Below are 17,069 nucleotides of genomic sequence, written 5' to 3'. Positions count from 1 at the left end.
GCCAGCCCGTCATTTATTGGTCAATGTTTTCATCGCCTCGACCGTCCTGTCGATCTGGGCCTCGCTATGCGTGCAAGCGATGAAGAACCGCAATCGCGCCGACTGTTCCGGCACAGCCGGATAGAGAATCGGCTGTACATTGATGCCCTGCTCGAACAGCGCATCCGACCACTTGGTGGCCCGCAGCGAGCTGCCCAGAATCGCCGGAACGACAGCAATCCCCGCGCTGCTTCCCGTATCGATCCCCGCAGCCTTGGCCTGTGCAAGAAAATACTGCCCGCGTGCCTGCAACGTCGCCACGCGCTCGGGCAACTCCAGCATGCGCCGCAGCGCCGCGAGCGAAGCCGCGGCCACCGGCGGCGGCATGCCCACGCTGTACAGGAACCCGGGCGCCAGAAACTTCAAGTGCTCGACGAGCGCGGTTTCACCGGCGATATAGCCGCCACAGCCGGCCAGCGATTTGCTGAGCGTGCCCATCCAGATGTCAACGGCATCGCCGGCGAGGCCGAAGTGCTCGCGAATCCCGCGCCCCGTTTTACCCATCACGCCCATCGAATGCGCTTCGTCCACCATCAGGAACGCCCGATGGCGGCGTTTGACGTCGACGAAGCGCGGCAGGTCGGGGTAGTCGCCGTCCATGCTGTAGATACCTTCGAGCACGATCAGCACGCGCTCGAACTGGTGCCGCTGTTCTGTCAGCAACCGTTCGAGCGCATCGGCGTCGTTGTGCGCGAACGAAAAACGCTTCGCTCCGGAAAGCTGGATCCCCTGAAGCACGCTGTTGTGAATCAGTTCGTCATGGATCACCAGATCGCGCGGTCCGAACAGATAACCGATCGTGGTCACGTTGGCGGCATGGCCGCTCACGAACGTGATCGCGTCGTCCACGCCGTACAGATCGGCGAGCGCACGCTCGAGGTCGCGGTGGATCGGGCGTTCGCCCGATACCAGGCGGCTTGCCGACACGGACGTGCCGTATCGGTCGATCGCATCCTTGGCCGCCTGCGACACAACAGGGTCGCCCGACATGTCGAGGTAGTTGTAGCTCGCGTAATTGATATACGTGTTGCCGGCGATGTCGGTCTGCGCGCCGGCGGTGCCTTCATGCAGCTTGAAGAACGGACTGCGCACGCCAAGGCGGGCGGCGCCGTCGTTCATGATCCGCAACTGGCGGTAGCCCGGATACTGGTCGAAGCGCGTATACGCCTCCGGCACGGACGACGCCGTTTTCCGGCCTGCGACGGGCGAGGCCACGGACTGGTCGCGCCCGGCCTCCCGCAGCTTGCGCTCGAGCGCCTGCTGGATGAGCTTGTTCTTCAGGGCCGAGGTCAGGCCCGGCAGGCCGGTGGTTTTAGTCTTGCTCATGTCGTCGCGCTTATCGGATCATGCGTTGCGGCTTGTGGCCCGCTTCTTGTGCGGCCTTGATTTCGTCGGTGAATTCGGCAATCGCTTCGCTGGAAACATCCTCGGTGTGCTGGGCCACCACGTGGGCCACCTGCTGGGCGACGGTGTCTGGCTCGGACGGCTCGTCACCGCGCAGCACCTCGATCAGTCGCGTCGCCAGCTTGGTCAGGGTGGGGCTCTCGGATAGCGCCATGACCGGCAGGCGGACGCCGAAACGGCTTTCGAGCGCCACCACCAGTTCCACACCCATCAGCGAGTCAAGCCCCATGTCGTAGACGGAGCGGTCGGGGTCGATCTTGTCGGCCGGCACGCGCAGGATCTCGCTGACCTCGTGCTTGATCATGTCGACCACCGCCGGGTGAAGTTCCTCGTCGTTCAGCGTGGCCAGCAATTCGGCGACGTCGTCGCTGCCGTCCTCGTCCTGGTACGAGGTGGCTGCATCGCGCGCCACCCACGCGAACTTGGGCGTCTGCGCGCTGGGCAGGAAGCGGGCGAGCGAGCGCCAGTCGAGTTCAAGCACGCCGAGGTCGCCGGTGTTGGCGAGCAGCATGTTTTCCAGTGCGCCGAGTGCCGTCGCGGCGGGAAGCGCGCTGCCGCCCATGCGGTTTTGCAGCGCGTCCTTGACCTTCTGGTTGCGTGCGAGGAAGCCCGCATCGGCAATCGCGCCCCAGCGCGGGCTAGTGGCGGGCAGGCCGCGCGCGCGCCGGTGGCGGGCGAGCGCTTCGAGCCAGCCGTTTGCGGCCACATAGTTCGATTGGCCGGGGTTGCCGAACAGCGTGGTGCCCGACGAATGGAACACGAAAAAGTCCAGTGGCAGCGCGCGGGTCAGCTCGTCGAGGTGCAGCGCGCCAACGATCTTGGGCGCCATCACGCGTTCGATCTGTGCGGCGGTTGCACTACGCACGAGACCGTCGTCGATGACCATCGCGGCATGCACGATCCCGCGCAACGGCGGCATCTGCGCATCCACGTGCGCGAGCAGTGCGGCGAGCGCCGCGCGGTCGGTCACGTCGCACGGCGCGGCATGCACGGCGACGCCGCGTTCGCGCAGCGCGGTGATCGCTTGCTGCGCCTCTTCCGACGCCGGGCCGCTGCGGCTCACGAGCACCAGATGGCGTGCGCCCTTGTCGGCGAGCCATTGCGCGGTGCGCAGGCCGAACCCGGAGAGGCCGCCGGTGACGAGGTAGCTGGCGTCGTCGCGCAACTGCAGTTCGCCGTCGGCCACGGCTGCTTGCGCCGGGGCGCTGGCGTGCAGGCCGCGACGATAGGTGATGACGATCTTGCCGATCTGGCGCGCCTGCTGCATGTGACGGAACGCATCGACGATGTCGTTCGCGTCGAACGCGTGATATGGCAGCGGGCGCAGCACGCCTTCCTCGAAGAGCGCCATCATCTCGCCGTACAGGCGTCGGGTCAGGTCGGGGCGCTTTGACATCAACTGGTCGGCGTCGATGCCGAAGTAGCTGATGTTGTTCCGGAACGGGCGCAGCCCGATGCGCGTGTTCTCGTAGAAGTCGCGTTTGCCGAGCTCCAGGAACCGGCCGAACGGCTTCAGCGCGCGCAGGTTGCGGTTGATGGCTTCGCCCGCGAGGGAATTGAGCACGACGTCGACGCCTTCGCCATCGGTGGCCGCGAGGATTTCGTCGGCGAAGTCGAGCGAGCGCGAATCGTAGATGTGCTTCACGCCCATCAGACGCAGGAAATCTCGTTTTTCGTCCGAGCCGGCGCTCGCGTGAATCTCCGCGCCGATCCATTGTGCGAACTGGATGGCCGCGATGCCGACGCCGCCGGCGGCGCCATGGATCAGCACGCGTTCGCCGGGCTCGAGCCGGGCCAGGTGATGGAACGCGTAGTAGACGGTGAAGAACGTGCTCGGGATGGTGGCCGCGGCCTCGAACGACAGGCTGCGCGGAATGTGCGACAGCGCGCTCGACTGCGTCACGACGACGTTGCCGAAGCTGGCCGGCCCGAAGCCGACCACGGCGTCGCCTGGCTTGTATCCGGTGACCTTGCGGCCCACGCGCTCGACGACGCCGGAGAACTCGAGGCCCAGCGTCGGGCCGGCAAAGCCGCTTTCGATCGCTTCATCTGACAACAGGCCGAGCGTGTACATCACGTCACGGAAATTCAGGCCGGTGGCCTCGACGCGGATTTGTAGCTCGTCCTCGCGCATGTCGGGCAGCGTATGGGCTTCCCAGCGCAGGTTGCGCAGCTGGCCCGGTACCTCGAAGCCGAGGCGGAGCGCGGTGTCCGTTGCGGACGCGGGCATCGCCGGCGCTTCGGGATGCGGGCGCGGGTTCTTGCGCAGGCGTGGCGCGTAACGCTCGCCTGACGAACCCAGCGCCACTTCTTGTTCGCCGTCTGGCCATAGCAGTTCGCGCGCGAGCGCTTCCAGCGGCAACGGGGCGGCCTGCGGCAGGTCGACGAGACGCACGTCGAAGCCGGCGGCCTCGTTGATCATCGTGCGGCCGTAGAGCCACAGCGAAGCGTCATTCAGGGTCGCATATCCGTCGGTTTGCGCGACGGGCAGGAACGGCGCGGCGCCGGCGGTCAACAGCCACAGCGTGGTCTTCAGGCCGGCGCGCTCGCTGGCCGATGCGAGCCCGGCGGCCAGCGAGCAGCGCTGCACCTGAGCCAGTAGCAGGCGTTGCGAATCGCCGGCGTCCAGGTTCGCGCCGTAGGCGAGGCCCGCAAGATGCACAATGCCGCGGATCTCGCCGAGCTCGGCTTGCGCGCGCTGGAGCAGCGCATCCAGCTGTTCGGGCGCGATGTCCGTCTCCATGCGCACGGGCAAGCGGCGGCGGTTCGACAGGTAGTCGGCCAGCTTGCGTGCGGCGCCGGATTCGCCTGCCGTGTGCGTGTCGGCGAGAATCAGCCACCCGCCTTGCGGCAGTTGCGGCTGCGCGACGGCGGGCGCTTCCAACGGCAGGCCGGCAGCGAGCAGATAGGGGCCGCACGCGCTTTCCGGCGCGAGTTCCAGTGGTTCGTCGCAGTCGAGGCCGAGCTGGGCCAGTTCGGTTTGCCAGAAGGCTGCGGTGCGTTGCGGGGTGCCGGACGTGCCGTCGGCGCGTTTAGTCCACCACGTGGCGTTGCCGCCGAAGATGAAGTCCATCCACGCGGCGGGTTGCGTGCCCCACAGCAGCAGCGTGCCGCCGGGCTTCAGGCGGTTCGCGCCATATTGCAGCGCCTGTTGCGCCGCTTCCAGGCTGCCGAAGTCGCAATGGAAGATGATCAGGTCGGCGTCGCGGCTCGTGCTTGCCGCGCTTGCGTCGATCCGCTGGACCGACAGCTCGGGGCAGTGCTCGCGCAGGCGTTCCGCCTGTTCGAGTGCGGCGTCCTCGGCGCTTGCGTAGCCGAAGTCGGCGACGGCGAAATCCAGGCGGCGGCACAGGTCGGCTGCGACGCGCGATGCGCCGGCGCCGATTTCCAGAATGCCGACGCGCTGGTCGGGCGCGCGGGCAAGCAGTGCTTTCTCGAGATGGGCGCCCAGCGTGTCGGACAGCCGCCGGGTTGCCGTGTCGCCGAGCACGTATTGCGCCAGTCCGACGGGCGAGATGTCGCGCGGGCAGATGTTCGCCCACGCGGTTTCGCCGCTCAGCAACGCCGGCAGGTGCAGGCCGATGCGGCCGGTCGCGTGCACCAGCGTGAAGTAGTCGGGGTATTCGCGCAGCAGGCTGTTCCAGATGTCAGCGGTGCTTGCGCCGTCATCCTGCGACGCGTCGATCTGCCAGTCCTGGGAATCGGGAAGCCGGCGCGCGTTGCGGCCGAGCAGCCAGTCGAGCAGCGGTGCCGCGTGCGGTGCGGCATCGCGACAGGCGGTGAGCGCGCTCGCGTCGAGGTTGCCATTCGTCGACAACGTCAGCAGCGCCTCGGTGGCGTAGCGGTCGCACAGAGTTTCCAGCAGCGGATCGACTTCCTGCGCATAGCGTTCGAGCAGGCCGTCCGTCACGATGGCACGGACCATCGCGCGCAACGCAGGCTGCAGCGCATTGCGTCGCAGCGCGGGGTTCGCCTGTTGCGGGCTTTGCGGATGCGGGCTCGGAATCGCGGCGTAGTCGAGGAATGCAAGCGGCTCGGCTTGCGCCTTCGACAGCCGCACGCTACGGAAGCGCGCTTCGCTGATGGCCGCAATCTGCTGTCCTTGTTCGTCGAACAGCGCGAACTCGGCGGTGAGCGAATGCGGCGCGCGCTTCAGCAGGCGCGCACGCACCCGATGCGGCGTGCCGAGACCCGCGCGCCAGCGCAGCCGGCCGATGCGGGTCGGCACGAACGCGACGCCCTGGCCGAGCGACGGATCGTCCTTCAGCATCTGGATGATGAGCTGGAACGTGCAGTCGAGCAGCGCCGGGTGCAGCAGGCTGTGCGGCAGGCTCGCGGCAAGCGCCTGTGGCGCGTGCAGCACGGCCACTGCGTCGCGCGGCGATTCGAGCCAGCCGTGCGACACCGCCTGGAAGGCCGGGCCGTAGTCCAATTCGGCCGCGCGCGTCAGCGCGAGGTGCGTCGCACCCGTGAAGTCGGGCTCGCGCGCGGGCAGCGCGGGCGCGGTTTCGGCCAGCTGAGGGAGATTCGCGCCCGACAGCAGACGACCGCTCGCATGTACGGTCCACGGGTCGGTGCCGCCGACCTGCTTGCTGCGCAGCTGGAAGTGGCCGTCGCTATCGTCGAGCGACAGTCGCGTGATCTTGCTCGGTGCGGCGGACAGCAGCAGCGGCGCATGAATTTCGAGCTCCTCGATGTCCGCGTTGTCGCCGGGGTGCCATTGCAGCGCGGCGGCGAGCGCGATTTCCGCGAAGCCGGAGCCCGGGAACACGGTCGCGTGGCCGACGACGTGATCAGCCAGCCACGGCTCTAGCTGCGTATCGAGCTGGTTTTCCCACGCCGGCTGCGTCTGCTGGCTCATCTTGTAGCCGAGCAGTCGATGCACGCGGCGGCGTCCGAGCTGGTTCAGCGATTCGGTCGTGACGGGGTGCCAGTAGCGCTCGCGCTGCCATGCGTACGACGGCAGTTCGGTGCGAGCCGCACCGGTCGGAAAGAAGTGGGCCCAATCAACCGGCGCGCCGCTGATGAGGGCCTGGGCAACGGCGGCTTGCACGTGCTCTGGCGCGTCGTCGTTGCGCCGGCCGGTCGGGATGCAGTGGCCGGTCTTGCCGTGATGCTTGAGCATCTCGTTGACGTAGCTGCGCAGCACCGGCGCGGGGCCGACTTCGATCAGCACGTTGCTGCCTTGCGCAACGAGGCTGTCGAGTGCCTGCTCGAAGCGTACCGGCACGCGGATGTTGCGCCACCAGTATTCGGCGTCGAGCGCCGCGCCGTCGAGCAGCGCGCCGGCCACGGTCGAGAAGAACGGCACGTTGCCGCGTCGCGGACGGATATGCGCGAGCGCCCGTTTGAGGGGGGCTTCGATCGGATCCATCGCGCTGCTGTGGAACGCGTAATCAAGATCGAGCTGCTTGTAGAAGACGCGCCGATCGGCCAGCACGTGGCCGACCTTTTCCAGCGCGTCCACGGCGCCCGCGAGCGTCGCGCCCTTGATGCTGTTGTAGCCGGCGACGCACAGCGTGTGCCGAAGGCCGAGTTCGTCCAGCAGTGCGGCGGCGGCGAGGCCGTCCATGCCGACTGCCGCCATGCGTCCCTTGCCCTTCGAGAGACCTTGCTGCTGGCTGCGGTGGTAGATCACCGTGATCGCATCGGCCAGCGTGAGCGCACCGCACGCCCAGGCGGCGGCGACTTCGCCGACGCTGTGGCCGGTGACGGAGGCAGGCTGCACGCCTTGCGCGGCGAGCATGCGCGTGATGCCGACCTGGATGGCGAAGAGGGCGGGTTGCGCGACTTCGGTGCGCTCGTAGGCACCGCCTTGTGCTTCGCGCTCGAACAACTCCTGGATTGACCAGCCGGCGAGCCCGGTGAACAGGCGGTCGATTTCGGCCACCGACTCGGCGAACACGGGATGCGTGAGCAGCTTGCCGCCCATGCCGGCCCATTGCGAACCGTTGCCGGAATAGACGAACACCGGGCCCTGCGCGTCGCGCACGGCCACGCCGTTGTGTGCGGCCGGGTTTGATGCTTCGTCCGCGCCGATCTGGTCGAGCAGTTGCGCGACGGTGTCGTTGTCGGGGCCGAATACGACCGCGCGCTTGTCGTGCCAGTCGCGGCGCAGCGCGGCTTCATAGGCAACGTCATACAGCGCCGGCGCACACGGGCCGCGCAGCGTGTCGGCAAGCTTGCGGGCATTGGCCTGCAGTGCTTCCGTGCTGCGGCCGCTCACGATCATTGGCACGGTGGCCGGCGGGTTCGGCAGCGCATGGGCGGCACGGCTGGTTTGCGGCGGCGTCTGCAGGATCACGTGCGCGTTCGCGCCGCCGAAACCAAACGAGTTCACGCCGATGGTCAGCGTGCCTGTCTCGCGCAGCGGATGCGGCTTGGTCACGACCGCGATGTTCCAGTCGTCGAAGCGGATGTTCGGGTTGAATTCCTGGATGCCGATCGTGCCCGGCACCACGCGATGCTGCAGGCTGTAGATGGCCTTGACCAGCCCTGCGACGCCCGATGCTGCTTCGAGGTGGCCAAGGTTGCTCTTGACCGAACCGATCGGCAACGGCACGTCGGCGGGGCGGCGCTGGCCGAGCGCTTGCCCGATCGCACGGGTTTCGATCGGATCGCCCACCGGCGTTCCGGTGCCGTGCGCTTCCAGGTAATCGATGGCTTCAGGCGGAATGCCCGCCTGTTCGTAGACTTGGCGCATCAGCGCGGTCTGCGCGTCGACGCTCGGCACGGTGAGGCCTGACTTGCGGCCGTCGGTGTTGACCGCGGTACCCGCCACGACGGCGAGGATCCGATCGCCGTCGGCCACCGCCTGGTCGTAGTCTTTCAGCAGGAACAGGCCGCCGCCTTCCGAGCGCACGTAACCGTCGCCCGACGCGTCGAAGACCTTGCAGCGCCCGCTCGGCGACAGCATCGATGCCTTCGAGAAGGTGATGAAGCCATAGGGATGCAGGTGCAGGCTGACGCCGCCTGCGATCGCGTGACTGATTTCGCCGTTGACGATCGCGCGGCACGCAAGGTGAAACGCCACCATCGCCGATGAGCATGCGGTATCGATGGCGAGGCTCGGGCCGCGGAGGTCGAAGATGTAGGACAGGCGGTTGGCGGCGATGCTGGCGGTGTTGCCGGTCGCCATCGAAGCGTCCACCGTGGCGAGATCGTCGGCCATCCGGTACGAGTAGTCGGCGCTGGCGATGCCGACGAAGACGCCGCAATCGCTGCCGCGCAGCGACGACGGTTTGACGCCGGCGTTTTCGATGCTTTCCCAGCAGAGTTCCAGCAACAGCCGTTGCTGAGGATCCATCAGCGCGGCTTCGCGCGGCGAGATCCCGAAGAAGTCGGCGTCGAAGCCTGAGACATCGCCGATCGAACCGGCAGCGAATGTGTACGCGGTGCCCGGATGTTCCTTGGCCGGATGCAGGTACGCATCCTTCGACCATCTGGCAGCCTCGACTTCGGTCACGCAGTCCTTGCCGTTGAGCAGATCGCTCCAGTAGTGACGACTATCTGTTCCCGGAAATCGAAATGCCAATCCGACTAAAGCGACGCGTTTGCTCATGAGCTTCTTTTCTTTGTGACTGGCTGACTGTGTGTTTTCCCTGTTAATGCGTGGAACTGCGAGATGGTCTGGATGTACGCGTGGGGAGTAGGAATTGCCGTGTCCGCCAGCCTTGGGACGTGGGCGCGACCCGCGATTTTATCCTGAAAGCTGGCTGGAACGTAAATTGGCTCTTTTTATCCGCGAATCCCGGTCCGGCGCGCGACCCTGACAGGCCGGGACTCGGTTTGCCGAGATTGATTCGCGCGACGTTATATTTTGATCACAATCTTACTGATTGTCTGCTAATGGGGCGGTAAGTCGCACTTGTCGCAGACGTGCTCGACGGGATGAAGGCAATGTTGCGCCAGTAATATTTGCTTTTCTGAGATGGCGGTGATACTGCAAACCGGGCGTTTTCATCTCTTGCGCTGAAGTATTTTTCGGCGCACTGGAATCACGTATGAGGATTTAAAGCACGGCACGGGTCAACGTATTTCGGGGGAGGTGTTCAAGAGCAAAGAACGGGTAATGGCTTGGTAAGAACTAGGGTGGTTTAACCGGCTTCAAGTCGCCGGTTGCATGACGGCAGGAATAGAGTTGCCGCCGCTTTCCTGGAAGCGCGGCGGCGGCTGGCGTTACATCCCCTTCATGCACAGCTCGAGCGCGGCTTCCCAGTGCGGCGCACGCACGCCGAGGTGCTTGGCCAGTTTCTCGTTCGACATCCGCGAATTGGCCGGGCGGTTGGCGGGTGTCGGATAGGCGCTGGCGGGAATCGGCACGACCACGGGCTTCCTTGGCAGATTTGAGAGACGGAAAATCGCCTCGGCGAATCCGTGCCACGAAGTCGAACCCGCCGCGCACAGGTGATAGACGCCTGAATGCGCGTTCCACCATGCTTCCCGACCGGCCGCGCCGGTGGCGGCGGCCTGTGCGACGACATGGGCGGTCAGCGTTGCGATCGTGTTCGACCAGGTCGGCGCGCCGATCTGGTCGGCGACGATCTTCAGTTCGTCGCGCTCGGCGCCCAGGCGCAGCATCGTCAACAGAAAGTTCTTGCCGCGCGCGCCGTACACCCAGCTCGTGCGGAAGATCAGATGCGCGCAGTCGGCGGCCGCGATCGCCTGTTCGCCTTCGAGCTTGGTCTTGCCATAGATGTTTTGCGGATCGACCGGATCGTCCTCGACATAGACGCCGTCCTTGGTCCCGGCAAAGACGTAGTCGGTCGAGTAGTGAATCAGCGCTGCGCCAATACGCTTCGCCTCTTCGGCCAGCACCGCGGGCGCTTCGGCGTTCAAGCGCGTGGCAAGCGCGACGTCGGTCTGCGCCTGATCCACTGCCGTGTAGGCGGCCGGGTTCACGATCAGGTCGGGCTTCACTTCGCGCACGACCTCGCGCACTTGGTCGAGGCGCGACAGGTCGAGCCGGTTGCGGTCGAGCGCGACCACGTTGCCGAGCCCTTGCAGCGTGCGCGCCAGCTCGAATCCCACCTGGCCATTGATGCCGGTGAGCAGGATGGTCCGTTGCTCGGGCCGTTTTTTCTGTTCCACGGCGCCGCTCACTTGTAGTACTCGGCTTCGGCGAGCCGCTTGCCAGCCGCATCCTTGGCCGCGAGCACGGGCTCGCCTTCGAGCGGCCAATCGATGCCGATCTCCGGATCGTTCCACAGCAAGCTGCGCTCGTGCTCAGGGAACCAGTAGTCGGTGGTCTTGTAGAGGAATTGCGCGGACTCCGACAGCACCACGAAACCGTGCGCGAAGCCGGGCGGCACCCAGAGCTGGCGATGGTTGTCGGCCGACAGTGTCACGCCGGCCCATTTGCCGAAGTTCGGCGAACTGCGCCGGATGTCGACCGCGACGTCGAATACCTCGCCTTCGACCACGCGCACGAGCTTGCCCTGCGCGTGCTCGATCTGGTAGTGGAGCCCGCGCAGCACGCCCTTTACCGAACGCGAGTGGTTGTCCTGGACGAACTCGACGTCGGCCTCGACGAGCGCCGCGAATTCGCGTCCGTTGAAGCTCTCGTAGAAATAGCCGCGCGCGTCGCCGAATACCTTCGGCTCGACGATCTTGACTTCGGGGAGCGCCGTAGCAGTTACCGTGATGGCCATGCAACCTGATCCGTGAGAATGTTCAGCAAATATTTGCCGTAGCCGTTTTTCGACAGCGGCTGCGCGAGCTTCTGCACCTGCTCGGCATCGATCCACTGCCGGCGGTACGCGATCTCCTCGGGGCAGGCGACGACCAAGCCTTGCCGCTTCTGCAGCGTCGCGATGAAGCTCGCGGCCTCGATCAGCGAATCGTGGGTACCGGTGTCGAGCCATGCATAGCCGCGGCCCATGATCTCGACGTTCAACGCGCCGTCCGCGAGATAGCGGGAATTGACGTCGGTGATTTCGAGCTCGCCGCGCGGCGACGGCTCGATGTCGGCGGCGATGTCGCACACGCGGTTGTCGTAGAAGTAGAGACCGGTCACGGCGTAGTTCGAACGCGGCTTGGCTGGCTTCTCTTCGATCGATACGGCACGGAAGTCTTGATCGAATTCGACGACGCCGTAACGTTCCGGATCGTGCACGTGATAGGCGAACACCGTCGCGCCCGCGTCTTGCGCGTCTGCGTGCTCGAGCTGTTTCGCCAGGTCGTGACCATAGAAAATGTTGTCGCCGAGAATGAGCGCCGACGGATCGTTGCCCACGAATTCGCGACCGATGATGAACGCCTGCGCGAGGCCGTCGGGCGACGGCTGCACCGCATACTGGATGTTCATCCCCCACTGGCTGCCGTCGCCGAGCATGGCTTCGAAGCGTGGGGTGTCCTGCGGCGTGGAGATGATCAATACGTCGCGAATGCCCGCGACCATCAGCGTCGAGAGCGGGTAATAGATCATCGGCTTGTCGTAGACCGGAAGCAACTGCTTCGAGACCGCATGCGTGATCGGATAGAGCCGTGTGCCGGAACCGCCGGCGAGAATGATGCCCTTGCGCGCCATGTCCGTTCCCCTTACGCGCGGTGCGCGTAGTTCGTTGCGACCCACTTCCGGTAGTCGCCCGAAGCGACTTCGTCGACCCATTCCTGATGGTCCAGATACCAGCGCACCGTTTTCGCGAGGCCGGTTTCGAACGTTTCGGCGGGCTTCCAGCCGAGCGCTCGCTCGAGCTTGCGTGCGTCGATCGCGTAGCGTCGATCATGGCCCGGCCGGTCGGTCACATAAGTGATCTGGTCGCGATACGAACCCGCCGATTTCGGTCGCAGTGCATCCAGCAGGTCGCACAGCGTGTGCACGACCTCGAGATTCGTTTTCTCGTTCCAGCCGCCCACGTTGTACGTCTCGCCGGTCTGGCCGCGCGCGAGCACCTCGCGGATCGCACTGCAGTGGTCGCCGACGTACAGCCAGTCCCGTACGTTCTGGCCGTCGCCGTACACGGGCAACGGCTTGCCGGCGAGCGCGTTGGCGATCATCAGCGGAATGAGTTTCTCGGGGAACTGGTATGGGCCGTAGTTGTTCGAGCAGTTCGTGGTGAGCGTAGGCAGGCCGTACGTATGCTGGTAGGCGCGCACGAGATGATCGGAGCCGGCCTTCGTTGCCGAATAGGGGCTGTTCGGTGCGTACGGAGTCGTTTCGGAGAATTGCGGATCGGCAGGCGACAGCGAACCGAATACTTCGTCCGTGGAAACGTGCAGAAAGCGGAATGCGGCCTTGTCTGCCGCAGGCAGCGTATTCCAGTACTGGCGTGCAGCTTCAAGCAGCGTGAATGTTCCGACGACATTGGTCTGAACAAAATCCGCCGGCCCGTGAATCGAGCGATCGACGTGGCTTTCCGCAGCGAAATGCAGGACTGCGCGAGGCGTGTATTCCGCGAACAGCGCATCGAGCGCCGCACGGTCGCAAATATCGGCTTGCGCGAACACGTGCTTCGGGTTTCCGTGCACCGATTTTAATGTTCCGAGATTGCCCGCATAGGTCAATTTGTCGACGTTCAGAACCGATTCGTCGGATTGACGCAGCCAATCCAGCACAAAGTTGGCACCGATAAAGCCGGCGCCACCTGTAACCAATATCATGTAGCCTCTTTTTATGTTAACGGCAGTGAGTCCTGCCTTGCTCTCGTTCGTGCGCGTCGCCCTCGATTGACGCAGGACGAAGAGTATCAAGAAATCGTGCTGCCCCGACGGATCTGGGGGCTGGGTTGCACGCATATTCTAGGGTATTCCTTCGAGGCGACGCATGTATCAACCGCACAGTCTGCGTTGAAAGACTATTAATTCTCTATACCGCGGGACTCGGATGATGCCGGTCGTGTGCGGTGTATCGCGATTCTCCGTGCGCTTGCGCGGGATTCATCAGACGTGCTGTCGCACGCAAACATTTGCGCAAAGCCGCGACAAGGAGAGTGCAAGCGGAACTCGACGCCGAATGCGGTGATGGTTTTTTGATACTAAAAATCGATGGCAACTATATCATGCTCGATTCGATCGGCGCGAATCACCCGTTTTATATCGAGATTTGGAATCGCAATATTTTTACTTTACCGACATGGCGGGTGGCGTCGTGGCTGGTGACGTGCCTGTCGTATTCCTCGTTAAATCCGGTCCGATTCGGACTCATTTCACCTGGTGTGGCGGGGACTTTAAACGCCGCTTCAACCTATTTGTGCCGCGGATTGAACGGCCGCTGCTGCACATCCGCCCCATGCGCGACGATCACCGTGCTTTCGGGCACTTCCTCCCATGCGTCGCGCAGGTCGATGAGCGGCTCCGACACGACCATGAACGCGTCGTCGCCCGCTTCGACGATGCGCGGATTGTGCGGATAAAGTTCGTGCAGATGCCTGAACGACGTGCTGTGGAACAGCGAGCGCGATTGCCGTTCGCTCGAGTAGCGCACCGCGATGATCCGGTCGCCGTCCGTCACGCAGATCGTCATGTTGAGCGGCTCGGCGACTCGGTATCGCGCGGCGGTTTCCTCGATCACGCCGACCATGCGTTCGAGCGCCGGCAGCGGCATCTGCTCGAGGCCGTAGGTCAACGCGAGACGGAACATCAGCTCGGAATCGGTCGAGCCTTCGAGCGTAGCGAACAGCGCCGGGTCGACCTTCATCGTCAGGTCGCGGCGCAGCTTGTGGAAATCGCGGATCAGCCCGTTGTGCGCGAACAGCCAGCGGCCGTGGCGGAACGGGTGACAGTTGGTTTCCTGCACGGGCGTATCGGTTGCAGCACGGATGTGCGCGATGAACATCCGCGAGCGGATCGCGCGCGCGGCTTCGCGCAGGTTGCGATCGTTCCACGCGGGATGCACCGAGCGGTAGCGGAACGGCAGTTCGTCGGGGTTGCCGTACCAGCCGATGCCGAACCCGTCGCCGTTGGTGGTCGTGGCGCCCAGTTCCGAATGCAGGCTCTGGTCGATCAGCGAATGCTTCGCGCGAAACAGTACGGTCTCGAGATGGATCGGATTACCCGTATAGGCGAGCCAGCGGCACATGAAGCGCTCCTTCGCGATGAATCCTCTCGCGCATGGTAGCCGACTTCGCGGCGCCGTTATACGCGGCTGCCGCACGCTCGCCGGTTGGCAGACTGCGCCGGTCGATCGTCGATGAAGGATGCGGCGGGTGCCGCGTCCTTCGTGCACGCGTCAGTCGCCGAGCGCGTCCATCACGCGGGCGGAGTAGACGAGCGCCGCGCCCGCATTCAGCGCGATCGCGACGCCGAGCGCTTCGGCCACTTCCTCCTTGGTCGCACCATGCTTTGCGGCTTCCGCCGTGTGCACGGCGATACAGCCGTCGCAGCGCGTGGTGACGGCCACCGCGAGCGCGATCAGCTCGCGCGTCTTTGCGTCGAGATGACCCGTCTTGGCGCCGGCGCCGGACAGCGCCTTGTAGCCGGCCAGCGTATCGGGCGACAGCTTGGCGATGTCGCCGATGCGCGTCGAGAGTTCCTTCCGGTATTCGTTCCAGTTCAGCATGATGCGTCCTTTCGAGAAGAGGTGAGGAGGGCGGCGGGCGCCGCGATCTCGGGCGATGCAGACCTATTCTGATCGTTCGCGCTGAGGGTTTCGATGCGCTAGAGTGTCAATTTTTAGCGAGATCGTCTCATGGATGCCCTCAGTCAACTACTATCGCTGGGCCGCAGCCATGTCGAACTCGACGTGCGCTGCCTGCTCGATGGCCCGTTCGCGATGCCGCACGATCCGTTGCCGCCCGGCGAGGCCGCGTTTCACCTCGTGCTGGCCGGAACGTGCCGGATGCGTACCGCGGACGGGCGCACGCTGCAGCTCGCCGACGGCGATTTCGTACTGCTGCCCGCGGGTGGCGCGCACGACCTGCTCGACGCAGGAGCCGGCCGGTTGGGGCCGGTTGCAGCGCTGCGCGATCTGGGGACGGGCGGTGGCACGGTGCTGCCGGTCAAGTCGAATCTCGATCCGGCCGAACCGGGCGGCGCGAGCGTGGACCTGCTGTGTGGACGGTTCGTCTATGCGCGCGGTGCGGGTGAACTGCTGATGCGCACGCTGCCGCATGTACTGCATGTCGGGTTGCGCGAGGCGTCGGGGTTCGCGCCGCTGCAGCTGCTGACGAGCGTGCTGCGCACCGAGGCGTCGAATGGTCAACCGGGCGCCGGCGCGATCGTGAACGCGCTCGGCCAGGCGCTGCTCGCGTATGCGTTGCGCGCATACGGTCGTGGTGCGCGCGTGCCGTCCGGCTGGCTCGCGCTTGCGGCCGACGCGCGGCTCGGCCCGTCGGTTCAGGCCGTGCTGCAGGCGCCGGAGAAGCCGTGGACGGTCGAGTCGCTCGGCGATGCATCCGCGATGTCGCGCGCGACATATGCGCGGCATTTCCGCGAGCGGGCCGGGATGAGTGTCGGCGCGTTCATCGCGCAGATCCGGATGATGCATGCGTGCGCGCTGCTGCAGGACACGCAGCGCGGGCAGGCGGAGATCGGGCAGGCAGTCGGCTATCAGTCGGAGGCGGCGTTCGGCAAGGCATTTCGCGCGGTGCTCGGCACGACGCCGGGGCGCTGGCGTCGCGCGCAGCGCGACTCGTGAGGTTGCCGGCGGGGGCGTCGTGCTCGACGACGAACCGTTGGCGAAAATCGAAGAGGGGAGAAGTGTCTGCGTGCCGCGGCGCACACCTGCTCGCGAGGCAACAACAATGAAAAAGGGGCTTCCGGTTTCCCGGAAGCCCCTTCTTGACATCTTGGTAGGCCGTGCGTGACTCGAACACGCGACCAACGGATTAAAAGTCCGCTGCTCTACCAACTGAGCTAACGACCCAAAGAGCAAAAAATTATAGCGGCGGATCGCTGGTCTGTCAACAACCCGTCACCATAATTTATTTGATGCTTTCGATCTTGCCCTGTGCCGTCTGCGCGGCGTTCGATCCAGCGTATTGCGACACGACCTGCTCGAACGTCTTCTTTGCAGCCGCCTTCTGGCCCTGCTCGAGTTGGTTCGTGCCGATTGCCACGAGTGCGTCGGCCGCGCGCGGGTGCTGCGGGAACTTGCTCACAATCCCTTGCCACGTTGCAGTCGAACCGCGGTAGTCGCGCAGCGCGTATTGCGCATTGCCGTACCAGTACTGCGCGGTCGGCTGGTAGGGGCTCTGCGGATACTTCGCGATGAACGCGCGGAACGAAGCCGCCGCCGCCTTGAAGTTGCCGTTGCGGAACTGCTGTTGCGCCGCGTTGAGCGCATCCGTTTCACCCGGCTGCACGGTGCCTTCCACGCCGTCGATCGTCGCCTGTTGCGGCTCGAACTTCTTCAGCCGCGTGTCGAGATCCTGGTAGTACTCCTTCTGCTGCCGCTCGAGTGTCGTCAGCCGGTTCGTCAGGTCTTCGTTCTCGCCGCGCAGCGTCGCGACCTGCTGGTTCAGCTGGTCGATACGGCCGGATTGATCGAGGATCGTACGCTGGGCGGCCGACAACTGGCTGGACAGGTTGTCACTCTTGCTGCGCAGATCAAGCACGGCGCGGCGCGCCTCGTTGTCGTCGAACATGCCGGCGTGCGCCGGCGCGGCCGACCACGCCGCGCCGACGACGCAGAATGCTGCGGCCATCCGCAGCCAGGATACACGGTGCGTCATACGGCAAATCTTCCG

Annotated in this window: 10 protein-coding genes and 1 tRNA gene; 1 reads left to right on the top strand and 10 read right to left on the bottom strand. The window is 65.2% G+C overall.

Features of this window, described 5'->3' with window-relative positions:
- Nucleotides 1-9: 9 nt before the first annotated feature.
- From WS66_RS25955 to WS66_RS25920, 8 genes are all read right to left on the bottom strand, one after another.
- Complete coding sequence (locus WS66_RS25955) at nucleotides 10-1,365, bottom strand: aminotransferase class I/II-fold pyridoxal phosphate-dependent enzyme (RefSeq protein ID WP_059608323.1); 1,356 nt, start codon at nucleotides 1,363-1,365, stop codon at nucleotides 10-12.
- Nucleotides 1,366-1,375: 10 nt separating this feature from the next.
- Nucleotides 1,376-9,004, bottom strand: coding sequence for a type I polyketide synthase (locus WS66_RS25950; RefSeq protein ID WP_059608324.1), 7,629 nt, complete (start codon nucleotides 9,002-9,004; stop codon nucleotides 1,376-1,378).
- A 617-nt stretch (nucleotides 9,005-9,621) separates the two neighbouring features.
- Nucleotides 9,622-10,533, bottom strand: a complete 912-nt coding sequence (gene rfbD, locus WS66_RS25945) for a dTDP-4-dehydrorhamnose reductase (RefSeq protein WP_059608352.1) — start codon at nucleotides 10,531-10,533, stop codon at nucleotides 9,622-9,624.
- A gap of 8 nt (nucleotides 10,534-10,541) precedes the next feature.
- On the bottom strand, nucleotides 10,542-11,093 hold the full coding sequence (gene rfbC, locus WS66_RS25940; RefSeq protein ID WP_059608325.1) for a dTDP-4-dehydrorhamnose 3,5-epimerase: 552 nt from the start codon (nucleotides 11,091-11,093) through the stop codon (nucleotides 10,542-10,544).
- Nucleotides 11,078-11,971 (bottom strand): glucose-1-phosphate thymidylyltransferase RfbA, encoded by an 894-nt coding sequence (gene rfbA / locus WS66_RS25935; RefSeq protein ID WP_059608326.1) that lies wholly within the window; start codon nucleotides 11,969-11,971, stop codon nucleotides 11,078-11,080. The genes rfbC and rfbA overlap by 16 nt, the downstream gene beginning before the upstream one ends.
- A gap of 11 nt (nucleotides 11,972-11,982) precedes the next feature.
- Nucleotides 11,983-13,044 (bottom strand): dTDP-glucose 4,6-dehydratase, encoded by a 1,062-nt coding sequence (gene rfbB, locus WS66_RS25930; protein ID WP_059608327.1) that lies wholly within the window; start codon nucleotides 13,042-13,044, stop codon nucleotides 11,983-11,985.
- Nucleotides 13,045-13,627: 583 nt separating this feature from the next.
- On the bottom strand, nucleotides 13,628-14,461 hold the full coding sequence (locus WS66_RS25925; RefSeq protein WP_059608328.1) for a class II glutamine amidotransferase: 834 nt from the start codon (nucleotides 14,459-14,461) through the stop codon (nucleotides 13,628-13,630).
- Nucleotides 14,462-14,611: 150 nt separating this feature from the next.
- Nucleotides 14,612-14,941, bottom strand: coding sequence for a carboxymuconolactone decarboxylase family protein (locus WS66_RS25920; RefSeq protein ID WP_006484989.1), 330 nt, complete (start codon nucleotides 14,939-14,941; stop codon nucleotides 14,612-14,614).
- A gap of 129 nt (nucleotides 14,942-15,070) precedes the next feature.
- Between WS66_RS25920 and WS66_RS25915 the strand changes: the two genes are divergently transcribed.
- Nucleotides 15,071-16,018 carry a cupin domain-containing protein gene (locus tag WS66_RS25915; protein WP_059608329.1) on the top strand — a complete coding sequence of 316 codons (948 nt, stop codon included), beginning with the start codon at nucleotides 15,071-15,073 and terminating at the stop codon, nucleotides 16,016-16,018.
- Nucleotides 16,019-16,170: 152 nt separating this feature from the next.
- Here the strand turns inward: WS66_RS25915 and WS66_RS25910 are convergent.
- Both WS66_RS25910 and ybgF read right to left on the bottom strand, forming a co-directional pair.
- Nucleotides 16,171-16,246 (bottom strand) — tRNA-Lys (locus WS66_RS25910).
- A gap of 58 nt (nucleotides 16,247-16,304) precedes the next feature.
- The gene (gene ybgF, locus WS66_RS25905) at nucleotides 16,305-17,054 is read right to left on the bottom strand and encodes a tol-pal system protein YbgF (RefSeq protein WP_059608330.1); all 750 of its coding nucleotides are present in this window, start codon (nucleotides 17,052-17,054) and stop codon (nucleotides 16,305-16,307) included.
- Nucleotides 17,055-17,069: the final 15 nt, after the last annotated feature.

This window comes from Burkholderia sp. LA-2-3-30-S1-D2 (assembly GCF_001523915.2).
GTDB lineage: Bacteria > Pseudomonadota > Gammaproteobacteria > Burkholderiales > Burkholderiaceae > Burkholderia > Burkholderia diffusa.
This window is presented reverse-complemented; position numbering and strand designations above follow the sequence as displayed.